Origin of the sequence: Zoogloea sp., assembly GCF_041911615.1 — a bacterium.
GTDB lineage: Bacteria > Pseudomonadota > Gammaproteobacteria > Burkholderiales > Rhodocyclaceae > Zoogloea.
In genome coordinates, this window is sequence record NZ_JAYROR010000080.1 from 56,142 (window position 1) to 69,745 (window position 13,604).

Genomic DNA, 13,604 nt, shown 5'->3' on the forward strand with positions numbered 1-13,604 from the left:
GTTTATAAACCCCTATAAACCGGTTTCTGCCGACATTCAGAGCCAAGACTCGGAGCCAAGATGAAGTTGCCAAACTGGATTACCCGGATGTTGCCGGGGCTCGGCGCCACGGACCCCGCACCCGAGACGATGCGCGAGGCCGCCGGCGCCAACGTCGATCCCGACGACGAGAACTGGCGAAAGCTCACCGGCGACGCCGACCGCGACCTCTCGCCGATGACCCAGGCGCGCATGCAGCAGATGGCGGCCTACCTGTGGGAATCGAACCTGATGGCCAACCGCCTGGTGGAGCTGGGCGTGGCCTACCTGCTGGCCGAGGGCGTCAAGCTGACCTGCAAGGACGCCGAGGCGCAGAAGGTGCTCAAGCGCTTCTGGCGCGACCCCATCAACAACATGCCCCTCAAGCTCGCCGAGAAGGTGCGCGAGCTGGCGCTGTTTGGCGAGCAGTGCTACCCGGTGTTCGTGAACGAGCTCTCCGGCCACGTGCGCCTGGGCTACCTCGACCCGAGCCTGATCGGCCGCGTGGTGATGGACCCGGACAACGGCAGCCAGCCCATCGGCGTGATCACCCGGCGCGACGCGGCGGGCAACTGCCTGCGCTACAAGGTGATCATCAACGGGCCGGAAGAGGTTTTCACGGCGCGGACGCGCAAGATCCGCGAGAGCTACGCCGACGGCGAGTGCTTCTACGTCCGGGTGAACAACATGGCCGCCGGCGGCCGCGGGCGCTCCGACCTGCTCGCCCAGGCCGACTGGCTGGATGCCTACGACGAGTTCCTGTTCGGCGAGCTGGACCGGGCCAAGTTTCTGAGGGCCTTCTTCTGGGACGTGACCATCACCGGCGGCACGCCCGAGGACGTGAAGCGCCGCGCCGCCGAGATCTCCGCCCCGGCACCTGGAGCCGTGCGCGTGCACAACGACGCCGAGCAGTGGAAGACCGAGACGCCCGACCTCAAGGCCGCCGACAGCAGCGAGCATGCCCGCCTGTTCCGCAACCACGTGCTGGGCGGCGCCACGATCCCGGAGCACTGGTTCGGGGGCGGCGGCGACGTGAACCGCTCCACCGCCGGAGAGATGGGCGAGCCGACCTTCAAGGTGTTCTCCATGCGCCAGGGCCTGTGGAAGATCGTCCTCGAGGACATGGGCCGCTACGCGCTGCGCCGCGCCTCCCTGGCCACCACCGGCGCCGAGCCCGACTTCGAGGACGAAGCCTACGAGGTGGAGGCCGTCTTCCCCGAACTCACCGCCCGCGACACCACCAAGTGGGCGGCCGCGCTGCAGCAGGTGGCCACCGCCATGCTGGTGATGGTGAACGCCAAGCTCATCAGCCGCGCCACCGCCGTGAAGATGCTCGCCACCGTGGCCGGCCGCCTGGGCGTGGAGATCGACGCCGAGGACGAGCTGGCCAACGCCGAGCAGGACGCCGCCACCAAGGCGGCTAACGACGCCTTCAACGGGCTCACGCCCGCCAAGGACGCGGCCGCGGCATGACCGCGGTCCAGGGCCAGAGGGGGATGAAATGCCTTGCTACGTGATGTACGACGAGCAGCGCAAGCCAGTCGGCCACATCTGCGGTGATCTCGGCCCGCACTGCACCGACTGTGGCGATGCCGGCGCTAACCTTTGTGACTACCCCGTCGGGTCCGGAAAGACGTGTGATCGCTCGATCTGTGAATACCATTCGCACGAGGTCGCCCCGAACATGCATTACTGCGGTCAGCACCATGCCGAGTGGCGAGCGTTCCGCGAGTCGGGCGGGGTGAAAGCGGAGCTTGAGAAAGTGGTGCCTTACCGTGGGGCGTGACATCACATGACCGACCTCGCCAAGGCCATCGAGGCCGAGCTGAAGGCGGTGCTCGAGGAGCGTGACCGCTTCCTGGCCACGAGCGGCGAGACCATCGCCAGGCTGCTCAAGATCGCCGAGGCGCGGCTGGTGGCGCTGCTGGCCGACCAACCGAGTGACGCGGCCCAGTGGAGCCTCTCCCAGGTGCAGGCCCAGGTGCGCCAGGCGCTGGCCGAGTTTGGCGACCGGGCCGCGGCCGAGCTGGCCAGCCAGGCCGGCACGGCGTGGGAGGCCGGCCAGGCGTCCGTCGACGCGCCCCTGGCCGCCGGCCGCCTGGTGGTGATGGGGGCGGCGCCGGTGCTCGACACGCGCCTGCTCACGGCGATGCGGGCCTTCATGACCGACCGCATCAAGGACGTGGGCAGCGAGGCGATCAGCAAGATCAACACCCAGCTGGGCCTCACGGTGCTGGGCGCCCAGCCGCCGGCCGAGACGGTCTCGGCGATCAAGGACATCCTGGGCGAGAGCTCCCGCCGGCGGGCGCTCACCATCGTGCGCACCGAGAACTCGCGGGTGTATTCCACCGCCGCCTATGAAAGGCTCTTGCAGCAGGCGCAAATGGTGGAAGGCCTGCAGAAGCAGTGGCGGGCCAGCGGCAAGCCCCACCCGCGCATCAACCACCTGGCGGCCGACGGCCAGGTGCAGGACGTGACGAAACCCTTCAAGCTCGGCGGCGCCGAGCTGATGTACCCCCACGACCCGGCGGCGCCGGCTTCCGAAACCATCCTGTGCGGCTGTACGATGGTGCCCTGGCACGCCGACTGGGCCGGCGCCATGAAGAACCCCGCCCGCAAGTACGCCCAGGACGAAGCCGGCCAGCCCGTGCGCGAGCTGCTCGCCCGCTAGTTTCCCCTCCCGCAGTACCCTCCAGTCCGAAGCCTTTCGCCTCCCGGAAGTCGCGCGCGCGCCGGCAGGATGGCAGCGCAATCCGCAGCCATCCAACCGGGAGACCTCCATGGCCGAACTCGACGCCGTTGCCGCGGCGAAATACTTCAAGGACGCGAAGATCCTTGTCCAGATGCCCAAGCTGGACAAGGACGGCAACCCCGTTCGCAACCCCGAGACCAAGCGCATCGTCACCGTCGATGAAGACCTGGAGCCCCGCCACATCGTGGGCGTGCGCGACCTGGGCAGCACGGTGTCGATCACCGTGGCCGACGGCCGCAAGTACGCGGCCACCAAGTCGGGCGCCGGCAAGTAACCATGCCCACGCCTACGACCAAGCCTATTCCCCCCACGGGCATCGTTGGCGAGGCCGCCCTGCGTGAGGCCGCTGCCAGCGAGTTCGGGCAGATCGCGGCGCTGGTACGCCGGGCGCTGGAGCTGGCCATCGCGGGCCCCAACGGCAACACCTACGTGAGCGTCGAGGCACTGTTCGCCGACCGCGTGGTGGTGGCCCAGGACGGCCGCTACTGGGCCTACCCCTACACCCTCGGCGAGGACAACCAGGTGCAGCTCGGCCCGCGCGCCGAGGTGATCGAGAGCTACGTGCCCGTCACCACGCCCCTGCGCGAGGCGGCCGACACGCCCGAAGGCCACTTCGTGGAAGCCCGCGACGACGGCAAGGGCCTGGTGTGGGACGCGGTGCTGATCCGCGCCGGCGCCTCCGCCAACGGCCGTTACTACCCAGACGCCGTGCTGCGCGAGGCCGCCAGCCGTTTCGACGGCCGCCCGGTGTTTGCCAAGGGCGACCAGGAGCACCTGCGCGGCGAGGGCAAGGACGTGCGCAACATCGTCGGCTACGTGTCGGGCACCCACTTCGTCGAGGGCGCCGCGCCCGACACCGGCCACCTGGCCGCCACCGTCACCTTTCTGTCGGCCGCCTCGACCCTGCCCGAGACCATCCGCGAGGCCTGGGACCGGGGCAAGAAAGACCTGGTCGGGCTCTCCATCGACGCCACCGGCACTGCGCGCAACCAGCGCGTGGCGGGCAAGAACATCAAGGTGGCCGCATCCATCACGCGCGTGGATTCGGTCGATCTCATCGTGGATCCGGGCGCCGGCGGCGGTCTGGTCCGGATGCGCGAAGCCGCCGACCCCACTCACCAACAGGAGGACTCCGCTATGGGTCTGAAGGAACGCATGCTCGAGGCCATCCGGGCCAAGAACCCGGACAAGGCCGCCACCATCGACCTGGCCACCGTCACCGACGAAGCGCTGGAAACCGCCTACCGCGAGGCCGTGGCCACGCCCCCGGCTGCCGCAGCCGCGGCGCCTGGCGCCGGTGCTGGCTTCGTCACCCTGGAAGACCTGCGCATGGTCGAAGCCCGGGCCAACGCCCGCGTCACCATCGCCGCCAGCACGCTGCCCCAGCCGGCCAAGGACAAGCTGCTGGCCGACTTTGCCGCCCGCGAGCGCTTCACCGAGGCCGACGTGAGCGGCGCCATCGCCAACGAGCGCACCTACCTGGCGCGCTTTGCCGAATCCGGCCAGGTGCGCATGCCGGCCTTCGACGTGGCGATCACCGAGCCGCGCCACGTGAAGGTGGCCCAGATGCTCGACGCCTTCTTCGACCCGGGCCACAGGGATCACGGCGCCGTGCAGAGCTTCCGCGAGGCCTACGGCGACATCACCGGCGACCGCCGCGTGACCGGCCGCCTCGATAACTGCGACCCGGTACGCCTGCGCGAGGCGATGGGCGATACGGTATTCCGCGAGTCGCTGGATTCCACCAGCTTCGCCAGCGTGCTGGGCAACGCCATCACCCGCCGCATGGTGGCCGACTACCGCGACATGGGGCAGTACGACGTGTGGCGCAACCTGGCCGACGTGGTGCCGCTCTCCGACTTCCGCACCAACGAGCGCACCCGCTACGGCGGCTACGGCGACCTGCCGGTGGTGCCCGAGGGCGACCCCTACCAGGCGATGGGCAGCCCGACGGACGAGAAGGCCACCTACAAGCCCGAGAAGCGCGGCGGCACCGAGGACGTGACCCTCGAGATGATCCGCAACGACGACGCCGGTGCGATCCGCCGCATCCCGACCAAGCTCAGCCGGTCGGCCAAGCGCACGCTGGCCAAGTTCGTGCTGGACTTCATCCGCGCCAACCCGACCATCTACGACGGCCTGGCGCTGTTCCATGCCACCCACGGCAACCTGGGCGCGGTGGCCCTCGACGCCGCCGGCGTGTCGGCCGGCCGGCTGGCCATGCTCAAGCAGACCGAGCTCAACACCGCCGACCGCATCGGCATCGGCCCGGCCCACATCTGGGTGCCGGCCGACCTGCAGGAGACCGCCACCAACCTGTTCAGCCGCAGCACCAACAACGACAAGACCTTCCTGCAGAACCTCAACCTGCAGGTGAACCCGGTCTGGTACTGGACCGACACCAACGACTGGGCGCTCTCGGCCGACAAGATGGACGTGGCCAGCGTGGAGATCGGCTTCCTCGACGGCAACCAGGAGCCCGAGCTGTTCATCCAGGACAACCCCACCGTCGGCTCGATGTTCAGCCACGACAAGCTGACCTACAAGATCCGGCACGTCTATGGCGGCAACGTCCTGGACTTCCGCGGCCTCTGGAAGTCGGTGCTGTAAGGCATTCCTCCCCCCGAGCGGTCTTCCCCAGCCGGACAAGCGGTATCCGGCCGGGTGGGCCCCAAACCGAAAGGACTTTTCATGTTCAACAAACCCTTTGCCTTCACCCGCAGCCTGCTGCTCGCCCTGGCGGTGGCCTTCGCGTCCTTCTTTGCGCCGGCGGTGCTGGCCGACACCCCGAACTTCCCCATCAGCACCCAGGTGCAGATGGTGCCCCTGGTCATCAGCGGCCAATACACGGCCACCACCACCGGCGTGGTGCAGGTCAAGCTGCCCTTCAAGGCCAAGCTGGTGGGTGTGTCGGCCTCGGCCCGCGCCTCGGGCGGCACCAGCCCCACGCTCACGGTGAACGTCAAGCAAGGCGCCAGCTCGGTGCTGTCGGCGCCGATCAGCGTCACCGCCGGCAGCGTGGCCGAGGGCAGCATCGCCAGCGCCCAGCTGGCCGACGAAAGCACGCTGACAGTGGATCTCGCCATCGGCGGCACGTCGCCCACCTGGAACGACATCACCGTGCTGCTCACCCTGGCACGGAACTGAGCCATGTTGTCGGACTACCAGGGGCTGGTGGATCGGCTGGTCCGCGACGACGCGGGCAAGCTGACAGCCGCCGACCGCGACGAAGCCATCGGCCTGGCGCTGATCCGCTACGGCCAGGCCCGGCCGCGCCAGGGCGTGGCCGACGTGGTGCCCACCGGCGACACGTTGCCGCTGCCGGCGGGCTGGGTGGTGGGCAGCTCGACCCTGGCCGGGCTCGAGTACCCCATCGGCCAGCTGCCGCCGGCGTCGATCCCCGGCGAACTCTACCTGGGGCCCGACGGCCTGGTGGTGATGCTGGCCACCCGGCCCGCCGGCCCGGTGCGGGTGCGCTACACGCTGCAGCACGCGCTGAGCGCCACCGAGGACACCATCCCCGTGGCCGACCGCGAGGCGGTGGCCAAGTACGCCGCCGCGCTGCTGTGCGAGCAGCTCGCCAGCTTCTACGCGTCCGACACCGACTCGACCATCAGCGCCGACCGCAGCTTCGGCCAGACCCGCAGCCAGGCCTTTGCCGCCCGGGCGCGGGAATACCGCAAGCAGTTTCTGGCGGCGCTGGGCATCGACGAGAAGACCGCCGCGCCGGCCGGCGCCGTGGTGCAGTTGAGCACAACAGACAGCCGCGGCCGCAGCCGCATGTTTCACGGGAGATCCTGATGACGGGAGTGATTGCAGGGCTGGACCGGAGCGATCCGACCAAGCCCAGGGCGCGGGAGCTGGCTGTCGATAGCCAGGGCCGGCTGGTGGTGGTGATGTCGGGCGAAGGCGCCGCCGGCGCCGGTGCACCGGTGGATGGCTCCGGCACCATCGCGGTGGGCGGCACCGCCCAGGTACTTTTTGGCGGCGTGGTGCCGGATGCCGGCTACGCCATCTACAACGCCGACCCCGACAACGACCTGTGGATCAACGACACCGGCGCCGCGGCCGCACCAAACGCCGCCGGCACGATCCGCCTGGCGGCCGGAGGCGGCGGCTACGAAACGCCCCGGGGCGTAGGCGCCGCCGCGGCCGTGTCGATCTACGGCGCCGTCACCGGCATGGCCTTCACCGCCCGCCGCTGGACCCGCGACACCCCGGCCCTTACACCCATCGACGGCTCCGGCACGATCGCCGTGGGCGGCACGGCACAACCGCTTTTCAACGGCGCGATCCCGGCCACGGGCTTCGCGATCTACAACCCCGATCCCGACAACGATCTGTGGATCAACGACGGCGGCGGCAACGCCGCCATCGCCGGCGCGGGCTCCATCCGCATTCCGGCGGGCGGCGGCGGCTACGAGACCCCCGCCGACATGGTGCCCTGGGCGAGCGTGTCCATCGTTGGGGCAGTGACGGGGCAAAAATTTACGGCCAGGAGGTGGTGAGATGCCGGTTTATTTTCCGAGTGCAAGTGGGAACCGGCATCACATCCGGCCGAATGGCTTTGCGTGGCCTGAAAGCGCACCCAAGATCACAGCACGTAGCTATGGGGGGCGCGTTGAATGCTCCCATGCCCCTGAAGATCTGATCGACTTGAGCATCTTTGTTCAAACTTATTACGTTGATGCGGCAGGGGGCAACGATGCGAACTCCGGGTTGAGTTGGGCGCTGCGTAAAAAGACCATTGGCAACGCAAGGCGTGCAGCAATCGCCTCCGGTCTGCCGAGTCGTATCCTGGTCTACGCCAAGGGGGGCGAAACGTGGTACCCCCGCAATCGGTCTTTTGCCGACGATAACGCGCACGTGGTTTCCACCGTGCCGATGTTGATCGAGGCAATTGAAGGACGGGTCAGAACCGGCCCATACGATGATCTCGTGTGGTCGAAGACTGCGGGCTACACCAATGTTTATCAGGCGAACCGAACCGCTACCGTCCGGGTTATGAACCCATCCGTTGCAGATGCTGCGCACGGTGGCCATGAACTGGAATACACCTGGATCACCGGTGCTGACCTTGCGGCCAAGCTGGCAACCTTGGATGCCACTGAAGGCGCTTGGGCTACGGATGGTGGTGTCGTTTATACCCACTGCCATGGCCATGAACCTGCCACGAACCGCAACGTGCGGGTGGTCATCCAGTCGCTGTCGTTGAGCTGGAACTGCAACCAGGATCTGTTTGTCAGGGGGTTCGACTTTTATGGTGGCACCCAGGGCAACATCTATATCCGAGGCGGCTCGACAAACCGAGTGGTTTTCGATGACTGCCTTTTCCGATTTGCTGGAAACACCAACACCTATGAATCGGGCACCGTCGGGCCAGATGCCGCCCAGGTTCTCGGGTGCGGCCTGTTTGCCGCTTACAACAGCCGTTTTGACCTTGCAGCCAAGGATGGGGCGAACTTTCACGCCGAAGGGGCTGTGATCCCGGCCGCACTGCTGGTGGGCTGCAAGGGCTATCGCAACGGCCTGGCGCCGTCGGTTTCCAACAACGGCTTCACCGCACACGATGGAGTTAAGGCAATATCAATCGGCTGCGATTGGACGGGGTCTCGCGGTACCAACAGCGTGCATGTTGGCGCGGGCACTCAGGTATGGAGTGTTGCGGATCAAGCCGGCTCATCGGCCGGTGATCTACCAACAGGAGGAACGAATACGAACGCAGGATTTGCCGCGCATGACGGCGCTGAGATCTGGCTGGATTCGTGTTGCGACGTGGGTGCGCAGATGGGAGTTTTTGCCAACAATGGCGGCAAAGCCTACCTGCGCAACCACCGTGGGTCGGGGCAGATTGGAGGCGACGTCCTTAGGTACTGAGCAGGATAGAGGCGCGCATGGAGTGTGCCGTTCAACCTAAAAAGAAACCGAATCCGCCGACTTTTGACAGCTCTGGGTGGTGCGCTGGGTTCACCAAGGCCCAGCCTCCGTGCGAGTTGCTAACTGCTTTAGATCCCATTGAAAACGAGCGCTCTTTGGACTCCATCACACCCACTAAAACTTCCCCAATGACGACAAATCCATCCAGAGTCGAATTCGGCGTTGGCAACAAGAAGCAACCTTGATGTACGTGCAAGAAGCGGTTACTGAGATCAATGTCTATGAGGATCTCACGTAACTTTCGGCGTACCTGCAACCGTGTCCCCTCATAGCTGTAGTCCCAAACGGAGCTGGATAAGGTCACTTCGCCGCGAATGACCTGCAACAGAACTCTCCCCGACTCGTCAGTGACGGCGAACGAAACAGAGATCCAGCCGTCCTCGCAGTGCAGGGTCAGCATGTCGTAACCATTAACCCACAACACTCGATAGACACTGCTCCCGGGGCTAAAGGACGCTTCTGCTGTATTGCTGCCAACCATGAGATCGAAAGTTCTATTGGGCTCCAGCCTGTAAGCGCTAGTAGTGAGACGGGTAGCGTTGAACGGGTTCATTCGTGCCTCGATGACTCGCTCCACCGACATTTTTCCAGTCGTTTTTGCTCGATGATGTTGTTCGCACAGAAGCGCTAGATTACTGGCTGTGTGCTCCTTCACCTTCGAGAATTCAACAATGTGATCGTACTCAAAAACGGGGCAGCCACAGATCACGCAACCGAAGTAGCACTCCTGTCTTACTTGTCTTTTAATGGGCTCAGGGATGTCGCGGGAGACGTCGTTCATGATGGCTGTTTTCCTTAGTGGCTATGCGAGGAGCTCTACTTCAGTGCAGAGGAGGCGGCTTTCACCAGGTCGACCGCCTTACCCGCCGAAAGGGTGTTCGAGTCTGCCGAGTCCAGATAGCCGCTCGCGGTCAGGGAGAAGATGGAACGCGAGGCTTCGGTCAGGACGCCATCCCGAACGGCAGGGTCATCTGTTGCGTTCACAAAGGTCTGGAAGGATCGCAGCGCGTTGGCCCGGTGCCAGTTGATAGCAGCTTGATGTTTGGTGGCCTTGAAGATCCGGCCGCACCAGAGGGTGGCAGAGACCAGCAAGGCAAGAACAAGGGCCTTGGTGGTGAGTACGTTGATCACCTCGGGCAGCCCCGGTTGGGCGCTGAGTGGCAGCAAACAATAAAACGCGAGGGCCGCGAGGATGGATGAGCAGGCGAGCGTTACCGTGGCGATCAGCCACCACTTGGCCTCTTTCTCGAGCAGTCTCGCTTGAATCTTGAATCTTGCAGCGAAGTGCCCAATACCGATTGTCGCGCTGGCAGCTTGAGCCGCTGAGACTATACGAGTGATTTTCTGATAAAGCCGTTCGCTATCACCGACTCGTTTCTCAAGCTGTTCAACCGCTTTGGAAGCCTGGCCCGTTTTGGAGTGGCTATACCCATAGTAGGCGATCCAAGGCGCGGCGAGGTTGAAGAGAGACTCGAAAGCCCCTTGGATTTCCGAACATGCATTCTCAGCCTTCACCATGAAATCCTCCAGGCTGTCACCTTCGTGCTGCTCTGGAAGAGGAAGGGCAATCCGAACTTTGCGCAATGCAGAGACGATCATTTCTGCCGCACTGCTCGGAATGATTGTCAGATCTCCGTTCTCATATGTCTCGCAAAGATCGATCGCACATTCGATTTCCGAATCGGCCGGCAAGTTTTGGAAATATCGATTTCTCTCCCATTGTTTGTGATTGAGCTTGAACTTTATGAGGTCTGATAACGCGATTTTGACATCCGAAGCAAGTCCGCTGATTTCACTTCTCTCAACAATCGTACTCATAGCGATAGATACAAAGTAACCTTGATGCTGCATATTGTACGACTTTGGCATCGAACGGTTCCTCTCTGTAGCGCTTAACTCCATGAACCTCGAGCTCACCCCCACCCCCCGCCCGGACCTGGCCTCCGCCCCCCCGGCCATCCTCCAGGCCGAACTCCACCGCGCCCTCCTGGAGGCCACCGCGCTCCTCGAGCGCGAGGTCAAGGACGCCACGCCCACCGCTACCGGCCTGACCCGGGCCAGCATCGGCAGCTTCATCACCGAGATCCCCGACGGCCTCCTGGGCGTGGTGGGCAGCGCCCAGCCGCACGTGGAGTACGTCGAGCTGGGCACGCTGCCGCACTTTCCGCCGCTGGAGCCGATCCAGGACTGGGTGCGGGTGAAGTTCGGGATCTCGGAGCAGTCCGAGATAGAGGCGGCGGCGCTGGCCATCGCCCGCAAGATCGCCGCCCGGGGCACCCTCGGGGTCGGCATGTTCCACCGCACCTGGGCGCGCCTCGAGCCCCAGGTGCAGGCCATCTTCTCCCGCGCCGCGGATCGCATCGTGGCGCGCATGGCGGGCGGGTCGGCGTAGTTCCGGCCTGGCTGCACCTCTCTTTCCTCCTCTCTCCGCTGCAGTTCCCTCCGCCGTCGTTCCGTCCGAAACCCTTCGCCTCCTGGCGGCTTCGCGCGCGCGCGTAGTCTGCCGGGCATGACGCACGTTGCCCTTGTCCGTTCCGCTCTCTTCGATTTGATCGCCTCCGTGCCCGAGGTGGGCCGGGTGCATGCGTACCAGCGCTTTGCCTCTCGCGAGGCGGAGATGAAGGCGCTGTACGTGGCCAACATCGGCGGTGCCGACCAGCTGCGCGGGTGGTTCATCACCCGCACGGCCACCCGGGAACGGGCCTTCACCCTCGGCACCACGGTGCAGCGGGCGAGCTGGGCCATCGTCGGTTACATGGCGCTCTCCGACGCCGACGCCTCCGAGCTGGCCTTCGACGGGCTGGTGGAGGCGATCCGCGCTGCCTGGCGGGCCAACCCGACCCTGGGCGGCCTGGTGGCGCCGGTGGCGAACGACGACGAGGCCGGCATCCAGGTGGATGAGCTGGCGACGGTGCTGTTCTGCGGCGTGCTGTGCCACCAGGCGCGCCTTTCCCTCAAGACCGAGTTCGAGATCTAGGAGCCCTCCATGGCCAAGACACCAACCCCCGCGCCGGAGCAGCCGGCCGAGCCCATCGATCAGGATCCGCCCGCCGGCGGCCGCTGGGTCCGCCAGCCCGACGGCAGCCTCACGCCGCACCCCGATGACCTTCCGCCGGCCGAGCTGGCGCACCAGGAGTAAGCCATGTCCCGCTATTCCCGCAACGCCCTGATCCTGGCCAAGGTGGAGACTACCGCCGGCGTCGATGCCGCGCCCACCGGCGCCGCCAACGCGGTGCTGGTGGCCAACCTGACGATCAACCCGCTCAAGGCCAACAACGTGAGCCGCGACCTGGTGCGGCCGTTCTTCGGCGGTTCGGAGCAGCTGGTGGGCACGGCCACCGTGGAGGTGTCCTTCGACGTGGAGCTGGCCGCCAGCGGCACCGCCGGCACGGCGCCGGCCTGGGGCCCGCTGCTGCTGGGCTGCGCGTTTGCCGAGGCCACCTCCGCCGGCAGCCGGGTGGATTACACCCCGGTCACCACCGGCCTCAAGACGCTCACGCTCTATTACTACGACGACGGTGTGCTGCATAAGGTGCTGGGTGCCATGGGTGACGTGGAGATCAAGGCTGGCATCGGCGAGCGGCCGCTGCTGGGCTTCAAGTTCGAGGGCATCGACGGCGGCGTGAGCGCGGCCACCGCCACCGGCACCTACACGCCCTGGAAGAAGCCGCTGGTGGTGACCGACCCCAACACCGGCGACATCCTGATCGGCTGCACCTACAGCGCCGGCGCGCTGTCGGGCGGCACCAGCTACCCCAGCCGGGGCTTCAACGCCAAGATGGGCAACAGCGTGGTCTACACGCCGCTGCTCGGCGGAGACTCCATCGACATCACCAACCGCGACGTGACGGGCAGCATCCAGCTCGACCTGACGCCCGCGCAAGAGGTGGCCATGTTCGCCTCGGTGAAGGCCAACACCACCCAGGGCGTGGGCTTTACCCACGGCATCACGGCCGGCAGCCAGGTGATGGTGTTCGCCCCCAACGTGCAGCTCATCAACCCCAGCAAGCAGGACGTGAGCGGCCGCCGGCTGATCGGCTTCGACCTGCGCATGACGCCCAGCGCCGGCAACGACGATGTGCGCATCGTGTGCCTGTAAGCGAAAAGGACTTCCGCCCCATGAAAACTCCCATCCCCTTCGTGATCGACCCGGAACCCAAGGTGTGGTGGCCGGTGCGGGTGAGCGTTCCCGTCGATGCCGGCTTTGCCGAGTTTGCCTTCGAGGCCCAGCTGCGCGTGTACTCCGAAGAGGACTACGCCCGCCTGCTGCCCGAGGCGGCGCCCGATGCCGACCTGCGCGATCTGCGCACGGTGCTGGCCGACAACGCCCGGCTGATGCCTGCCTTCGTGACCGACTGGCGCGGCGTGACCGACCCGGCCGGCCAGCCGATGCCGATCTCGGCGCTGCCTGCGGCGCTGACCGGCCCCTACGGCAAGGCCTTCTCGGTGGGCTTCAACCGGGCGATCGCCGAGCTGCGCTATGGCGTGGCCCCCGATGGGGAGTCGGCCAGCCGGGGAAACTCCGCGCCGCCGCCCGCCGCTGGATCAACTGCGGGCGAGGTGGCGGTGGAGGAACCGACGATCTAGCCGCCCAGTTTGCGGCCTTCGGTCTGGCGCCCGCCGAGGGGAGCCTGCCGGAGGCCGACCGGCCGCTGCAGATCTACCCCTGGCATGCCGAAACCGTGCGCACCTGGTGCGTGACCTGGCGGCAGTGGCGCTGGCTGGTGGGTATCAACGGTGCGGTGCGCCAGGGGCTGGACTGGCAGCAGGTGGAGTCGGCCCTGCGGCTGATGGGCATCAAGCGCAAGCGCTGGCCCGACATCTTTGCCGGGCTGCGGGTGATGCAGGACGAGGCGCTGGACGCGCTGCAACAGATCAACGACGGAGCACACTGAAA

16 protein-coding genes are annotated in these 13,604 nt (G+C 66.2%); 14 read left to right on the forward strand and 2 right to left on the reverse strand.

The genetic code is table 11. The features are described 5' to 3' along the window. The first annotated feature begins 60 nt into the window (after positions 1-60). The 8 genes from ACE3P2_RS09240 to ACE3P2_RS09275 all read left to right on the forward strand — a co-directional run bounded on the left by ACE3P2_RS09240 (position 61) and on the right by ACE3P2_RS09275 (position 8,647). Positions 61-1,491: a hypothetical protein gene (locus ACE3P2_RS09240; protein ID WP_374263688.1), complete on the forward strand. Its 1,431-nt coding sequence runs from the start codon at positions 61-63 to the stop codon at positions 1,489-1,491. Between the two features lie 319 nt (positions 1,492-1,810). Continuing rightward, positions 1,811-2,689 (forward strand): phage minor head protein, encoded by an 879-nt coding sequence (locus ACE3P2_RS09245; RefSeq protein ID WP_374263690.1) that lies wholly within the window; start codon positions 1,811-1,813, stop codon positions 2,687-2,689. A gap of 109 nt (positions 2,690-2,798) precedes the next feature. After that, on the forward strand, positions 2,799-3,044 hold the full coding sequence (locus ACE3P2_RS09250) for a hypothetical protein (protein WP_374263692.1): 246 nt from the start codon (positions 2,799-2,801) through the stop codon (positions 3,042-3,044). A 2-nt stretch (positions 3,045-3,046) separates the two neighbouring features. Next, complete coding sequence (locus ACE3P2_RS09255) at positions 3,047-5,380, forward strand: hypothetical protein (RefSeq protein ID WP_374263694.1); 2,334 nt, start codon at positions 3,047-3,049, stop codon at positions 5,378-5,380. Between the two features lie 81 nt (positions 5,381-5,461). Further along, complete coding sequence (locus ACE3P2_RS09260; protein ID WP_374263696.1) at positions 5,462-5,917, forward strand: hypothetical protein; 456 nt, start codon at positions 5,462-5,464, stop codon at positions 5,915-5,917. A 3-nt stretch (positions 5,918-5,920) separates the two neighbouring features. Next, a complete protein-coding gene (locus ACE3P2_RS09265; protein WP_374263698.1) occupies positions 5,921-6,571 on the forward strand; it encodes a hypothetical protein in 651 nt (216 codons plus the stop codon). Next, a complete protein-coding gene (locus ACE3P2_RS09270; protein ID WP_374263700.1) occupies positions 6,571-7,278 on the forward strand; it encodes a hypothetical protein in 708 nt (235 codons plus the stop codon). Before ACE3P2_RS09265 ends, ACE3P2_RS09270 begins: the two co-directional genes overlap by 1 nt. A 148-nt stretch (positions 7,279-7,426) precedes the next feature. After that, the gene (locus ACE3P2_RS09275; RefSeq protein ID WP_374263702.1) at positions 7,427-8,647 is read left to right on the forward strand and encodes a hypothetical protein; all 1,221 of its coding nucleotides are present in this window, start codon (positions 7,427-7,429) and stop codon (positions 8,645-8,647) included. A 31-nt stretch (positions 8,648-8,678) separates the two neighbouring features. Here ACE3P2_RS09275 and ACE3P2_RS09280 read toward each other — a convergent pair whose 3' ends face one another. Together ACE3P2_RS09280 and ACE3P2_RS09285 are read right to left on the reverse strand one after the other, a co-directional pair. Next, on the reverse strand, positions 8,679-9,488 hold the full coding sequence (locus ACE3P2_RS09280) for an HNH endonuclease (RefSeq protein ID WP_374263704.1): 810 nt from the start codon (positions 9,486-9,488) through the stop codon (positions 8,679-8,681). A gap of 35 nt (positions 9,489-9,523) precedes the next feature. Next, positions 9,524-10,576 carry a hypothetical protein gene (locus ACE3P2_RS09285; protein ID WP_374263706.1) on the reverse strand — a complete coding sequence of 351 codons (1,053 nt, stop codon included), beginning with the start codon at positions 10,574-10,576 and terminating at the stop codon, positions 9,524-9,526. Between the two features lie 31 nt (positions 10,577-10,607). On the opposite strand from ACE3P2_RS09285, the gene ACE3P2_RS09290 reads away from it, so the two are divergent. The 6 genes from ACE3P2_RS09290 to ACE3P2_RS09315 all read left to right on the forward strand — a co-directional run bounded on the left by ACE3P2_RS09290 (position 10,608) and on the right by ACE3P2_RS09315 (position 13,602). Beyond that, positions 10,608-11,099, forward strand: coding sequence for a hypothetical protein (locus tag ACE3P2_RS09290; RefSeq protein WP_374263708.1), 492 nt, complete (start codon positions 10,608-10,610; stop codon positions 11,097-11,099). A 117-nt stretch (positions 11,100-11,216) separates the two neighbouring features. Then, entirely contained in the window at positions 11,217-11,684 is a 468-nt protein-coding gene (locus ACE3P2_RS09295) for a hypothetical protein (protein WP_374263710.1), read from the forward strand. Positions 11,685-11,693: 9 nt separating this feature from the next. Then, positions 11,694-11,846 carry a hypothetical protein gene (locus ACE3P2_RS09300; RefSeq protein WP_374263712.1) on the forward strand — a complete coding sequence of 51 codons (153 nt, stop codon included), beginning with the start codon at positions 11,694-11,696 and terminating at the stop codon, positions 11,844-11,846. Between the two features lie 3 nt (positions 11,847-11,849). Next, positions 11,850-12,806: a phage tail tube protein gene (locus ACE3P2_RS09305; protein WP_374263714.1), complete on the forward strand. Its 957-nt coding sequence runs from the start codon at positions 11,850-11,852 to the stop codon at positions 12,804-12,806. A 20-nt stretch (positions 12,807-12,826) separates the two neighbouring features. Then, positions 12,827-13,294, forward strand: a complete 468-nt coding sequence (locus ACE3P2_RS09310; RefSeq protein WP_374263795.1) for a hypothetical protein — start codon at positions 12,827-12,829, stop codon at positions 13,292-13,294. Positions 13,295-13,359: 65 nt separating this feature from the next. Further along, positions 13,360-13,602: a DUF1799 domain-containing protein gene (locus ACE3P2_RS09315; protein WP_374263791.1), complete on the forward strand. Its 243-nt coding sequence runs from the start codon at positions 13,360-13,362 to the stop codon at positions 13,600-13,602. Positions 13,603-13,604: the final 2 nt, after the last annotated feature.

Excerpts from the sequence above, each read along its gene's own strand:
- ACE3P2_RS09260 (WP_374263696.1), top strand. The coding sequence starts at position 5,462 with ATGTTCAACAAACCCTTTGCCTTCACCCGCAGCCTGCTGCTCGCCCTG.
- ACE3P2_RS09295 (WP_374263710.1), top strand. The coding sequence starts at position 11,217 with ATGACGCACGTTGCCCTTGTCCGTTCCGCTCTCTTCGATTTGATCGCC.
- ACE3P2_RS09285 (WP_374263706.1), bottom strand. The coding sequence starts at position 10,576 with ATGCCAAAGTCGTACAATATGCAGCATCAAGGTTACTTTGTATCTATC.
- ACE3P2_RS09250 (WP_374263692.1), top strand. The coding sequence starts at position 2,799 with ATGGCCGAACTCGACGCCGTTGCCGCGGCGAAATACTTCAAGGACGCG.
- ACE3P2_RS09305 (WP_374263714.1), top strand. The coding sequence starts at position 11,850 with ATGTCCCGCTATTCCCGCAACGCCCTGATCCTGGCCAAGGTGGAGACT.
- ACE3P2_RS09290 (WP_374263708.1), top strand. The coding sequence starts at position 10,608 with ATGAACCTCGAGCTCACCCCCACCCCCCGCCCGGACCTGGCCTCCGCC.
- ACE3P2_RS09265 (WP_374263698.1), top strand. The coding sequence starts at position 5,921 with ATGTTGTCGGACTACCAGGGGCTGGTGGATCGGCTGGTCCGCGACGAC.
- ACE3P2_RS09310 (WP_374263795.1), top strand. The coding sequence starts at position 12,827 with ATGAAAACTCCCATCCCCTTCGTGATCGACCCGGAACCCAAGGTGTGG.
- ACE3P2_RS09280 (WP_374263704.1), bottom strand. The coding sequence starts at position 9,488 with ATGAACGACGTCTCCCGCGACATCCCTGAGCCCATTAAAAGACAAGTA.
- ACE3P2_RS09300 (WP_374263712.1), top strand. The coding sequence starts at position 11,694 with ATGGCCAAGACACCAACCCCCGCGCCGGAGCAGCCGGCCGAGCCCATC.
- ACE3P2_RS09255 (WP_374263694.1), top strand. The coding sequence starts at position 3,047 with ATGCCCACGCCTACGACCAAGCCTATTCCCCCCACGGGCATCGTTGGC.
- ACE3P2_RS09245 (WP_374263690.1), top strand. The coding sequence starts at position 1,811 with ATGACCGACCTCGCCAAGGCCATCGAGGCCGAGCTGAAGGCGGTGCTC.
- ACE3P2_RS09270 (WP_374263700.1), top strand. The coding sequence starts at position 6,571 with ATGACGGGAGTGATTGCAGGGCTGGACCGGAGCGATCCGACCAAGCCC.
- ACE3P2_RS09240 (WP_374263688.1), top strand. The coding sequence starts at position 61 with ATGAAGTTGCCAAACTGGATTACCCGGATGTTGCCGGGGCTCGGCGCC.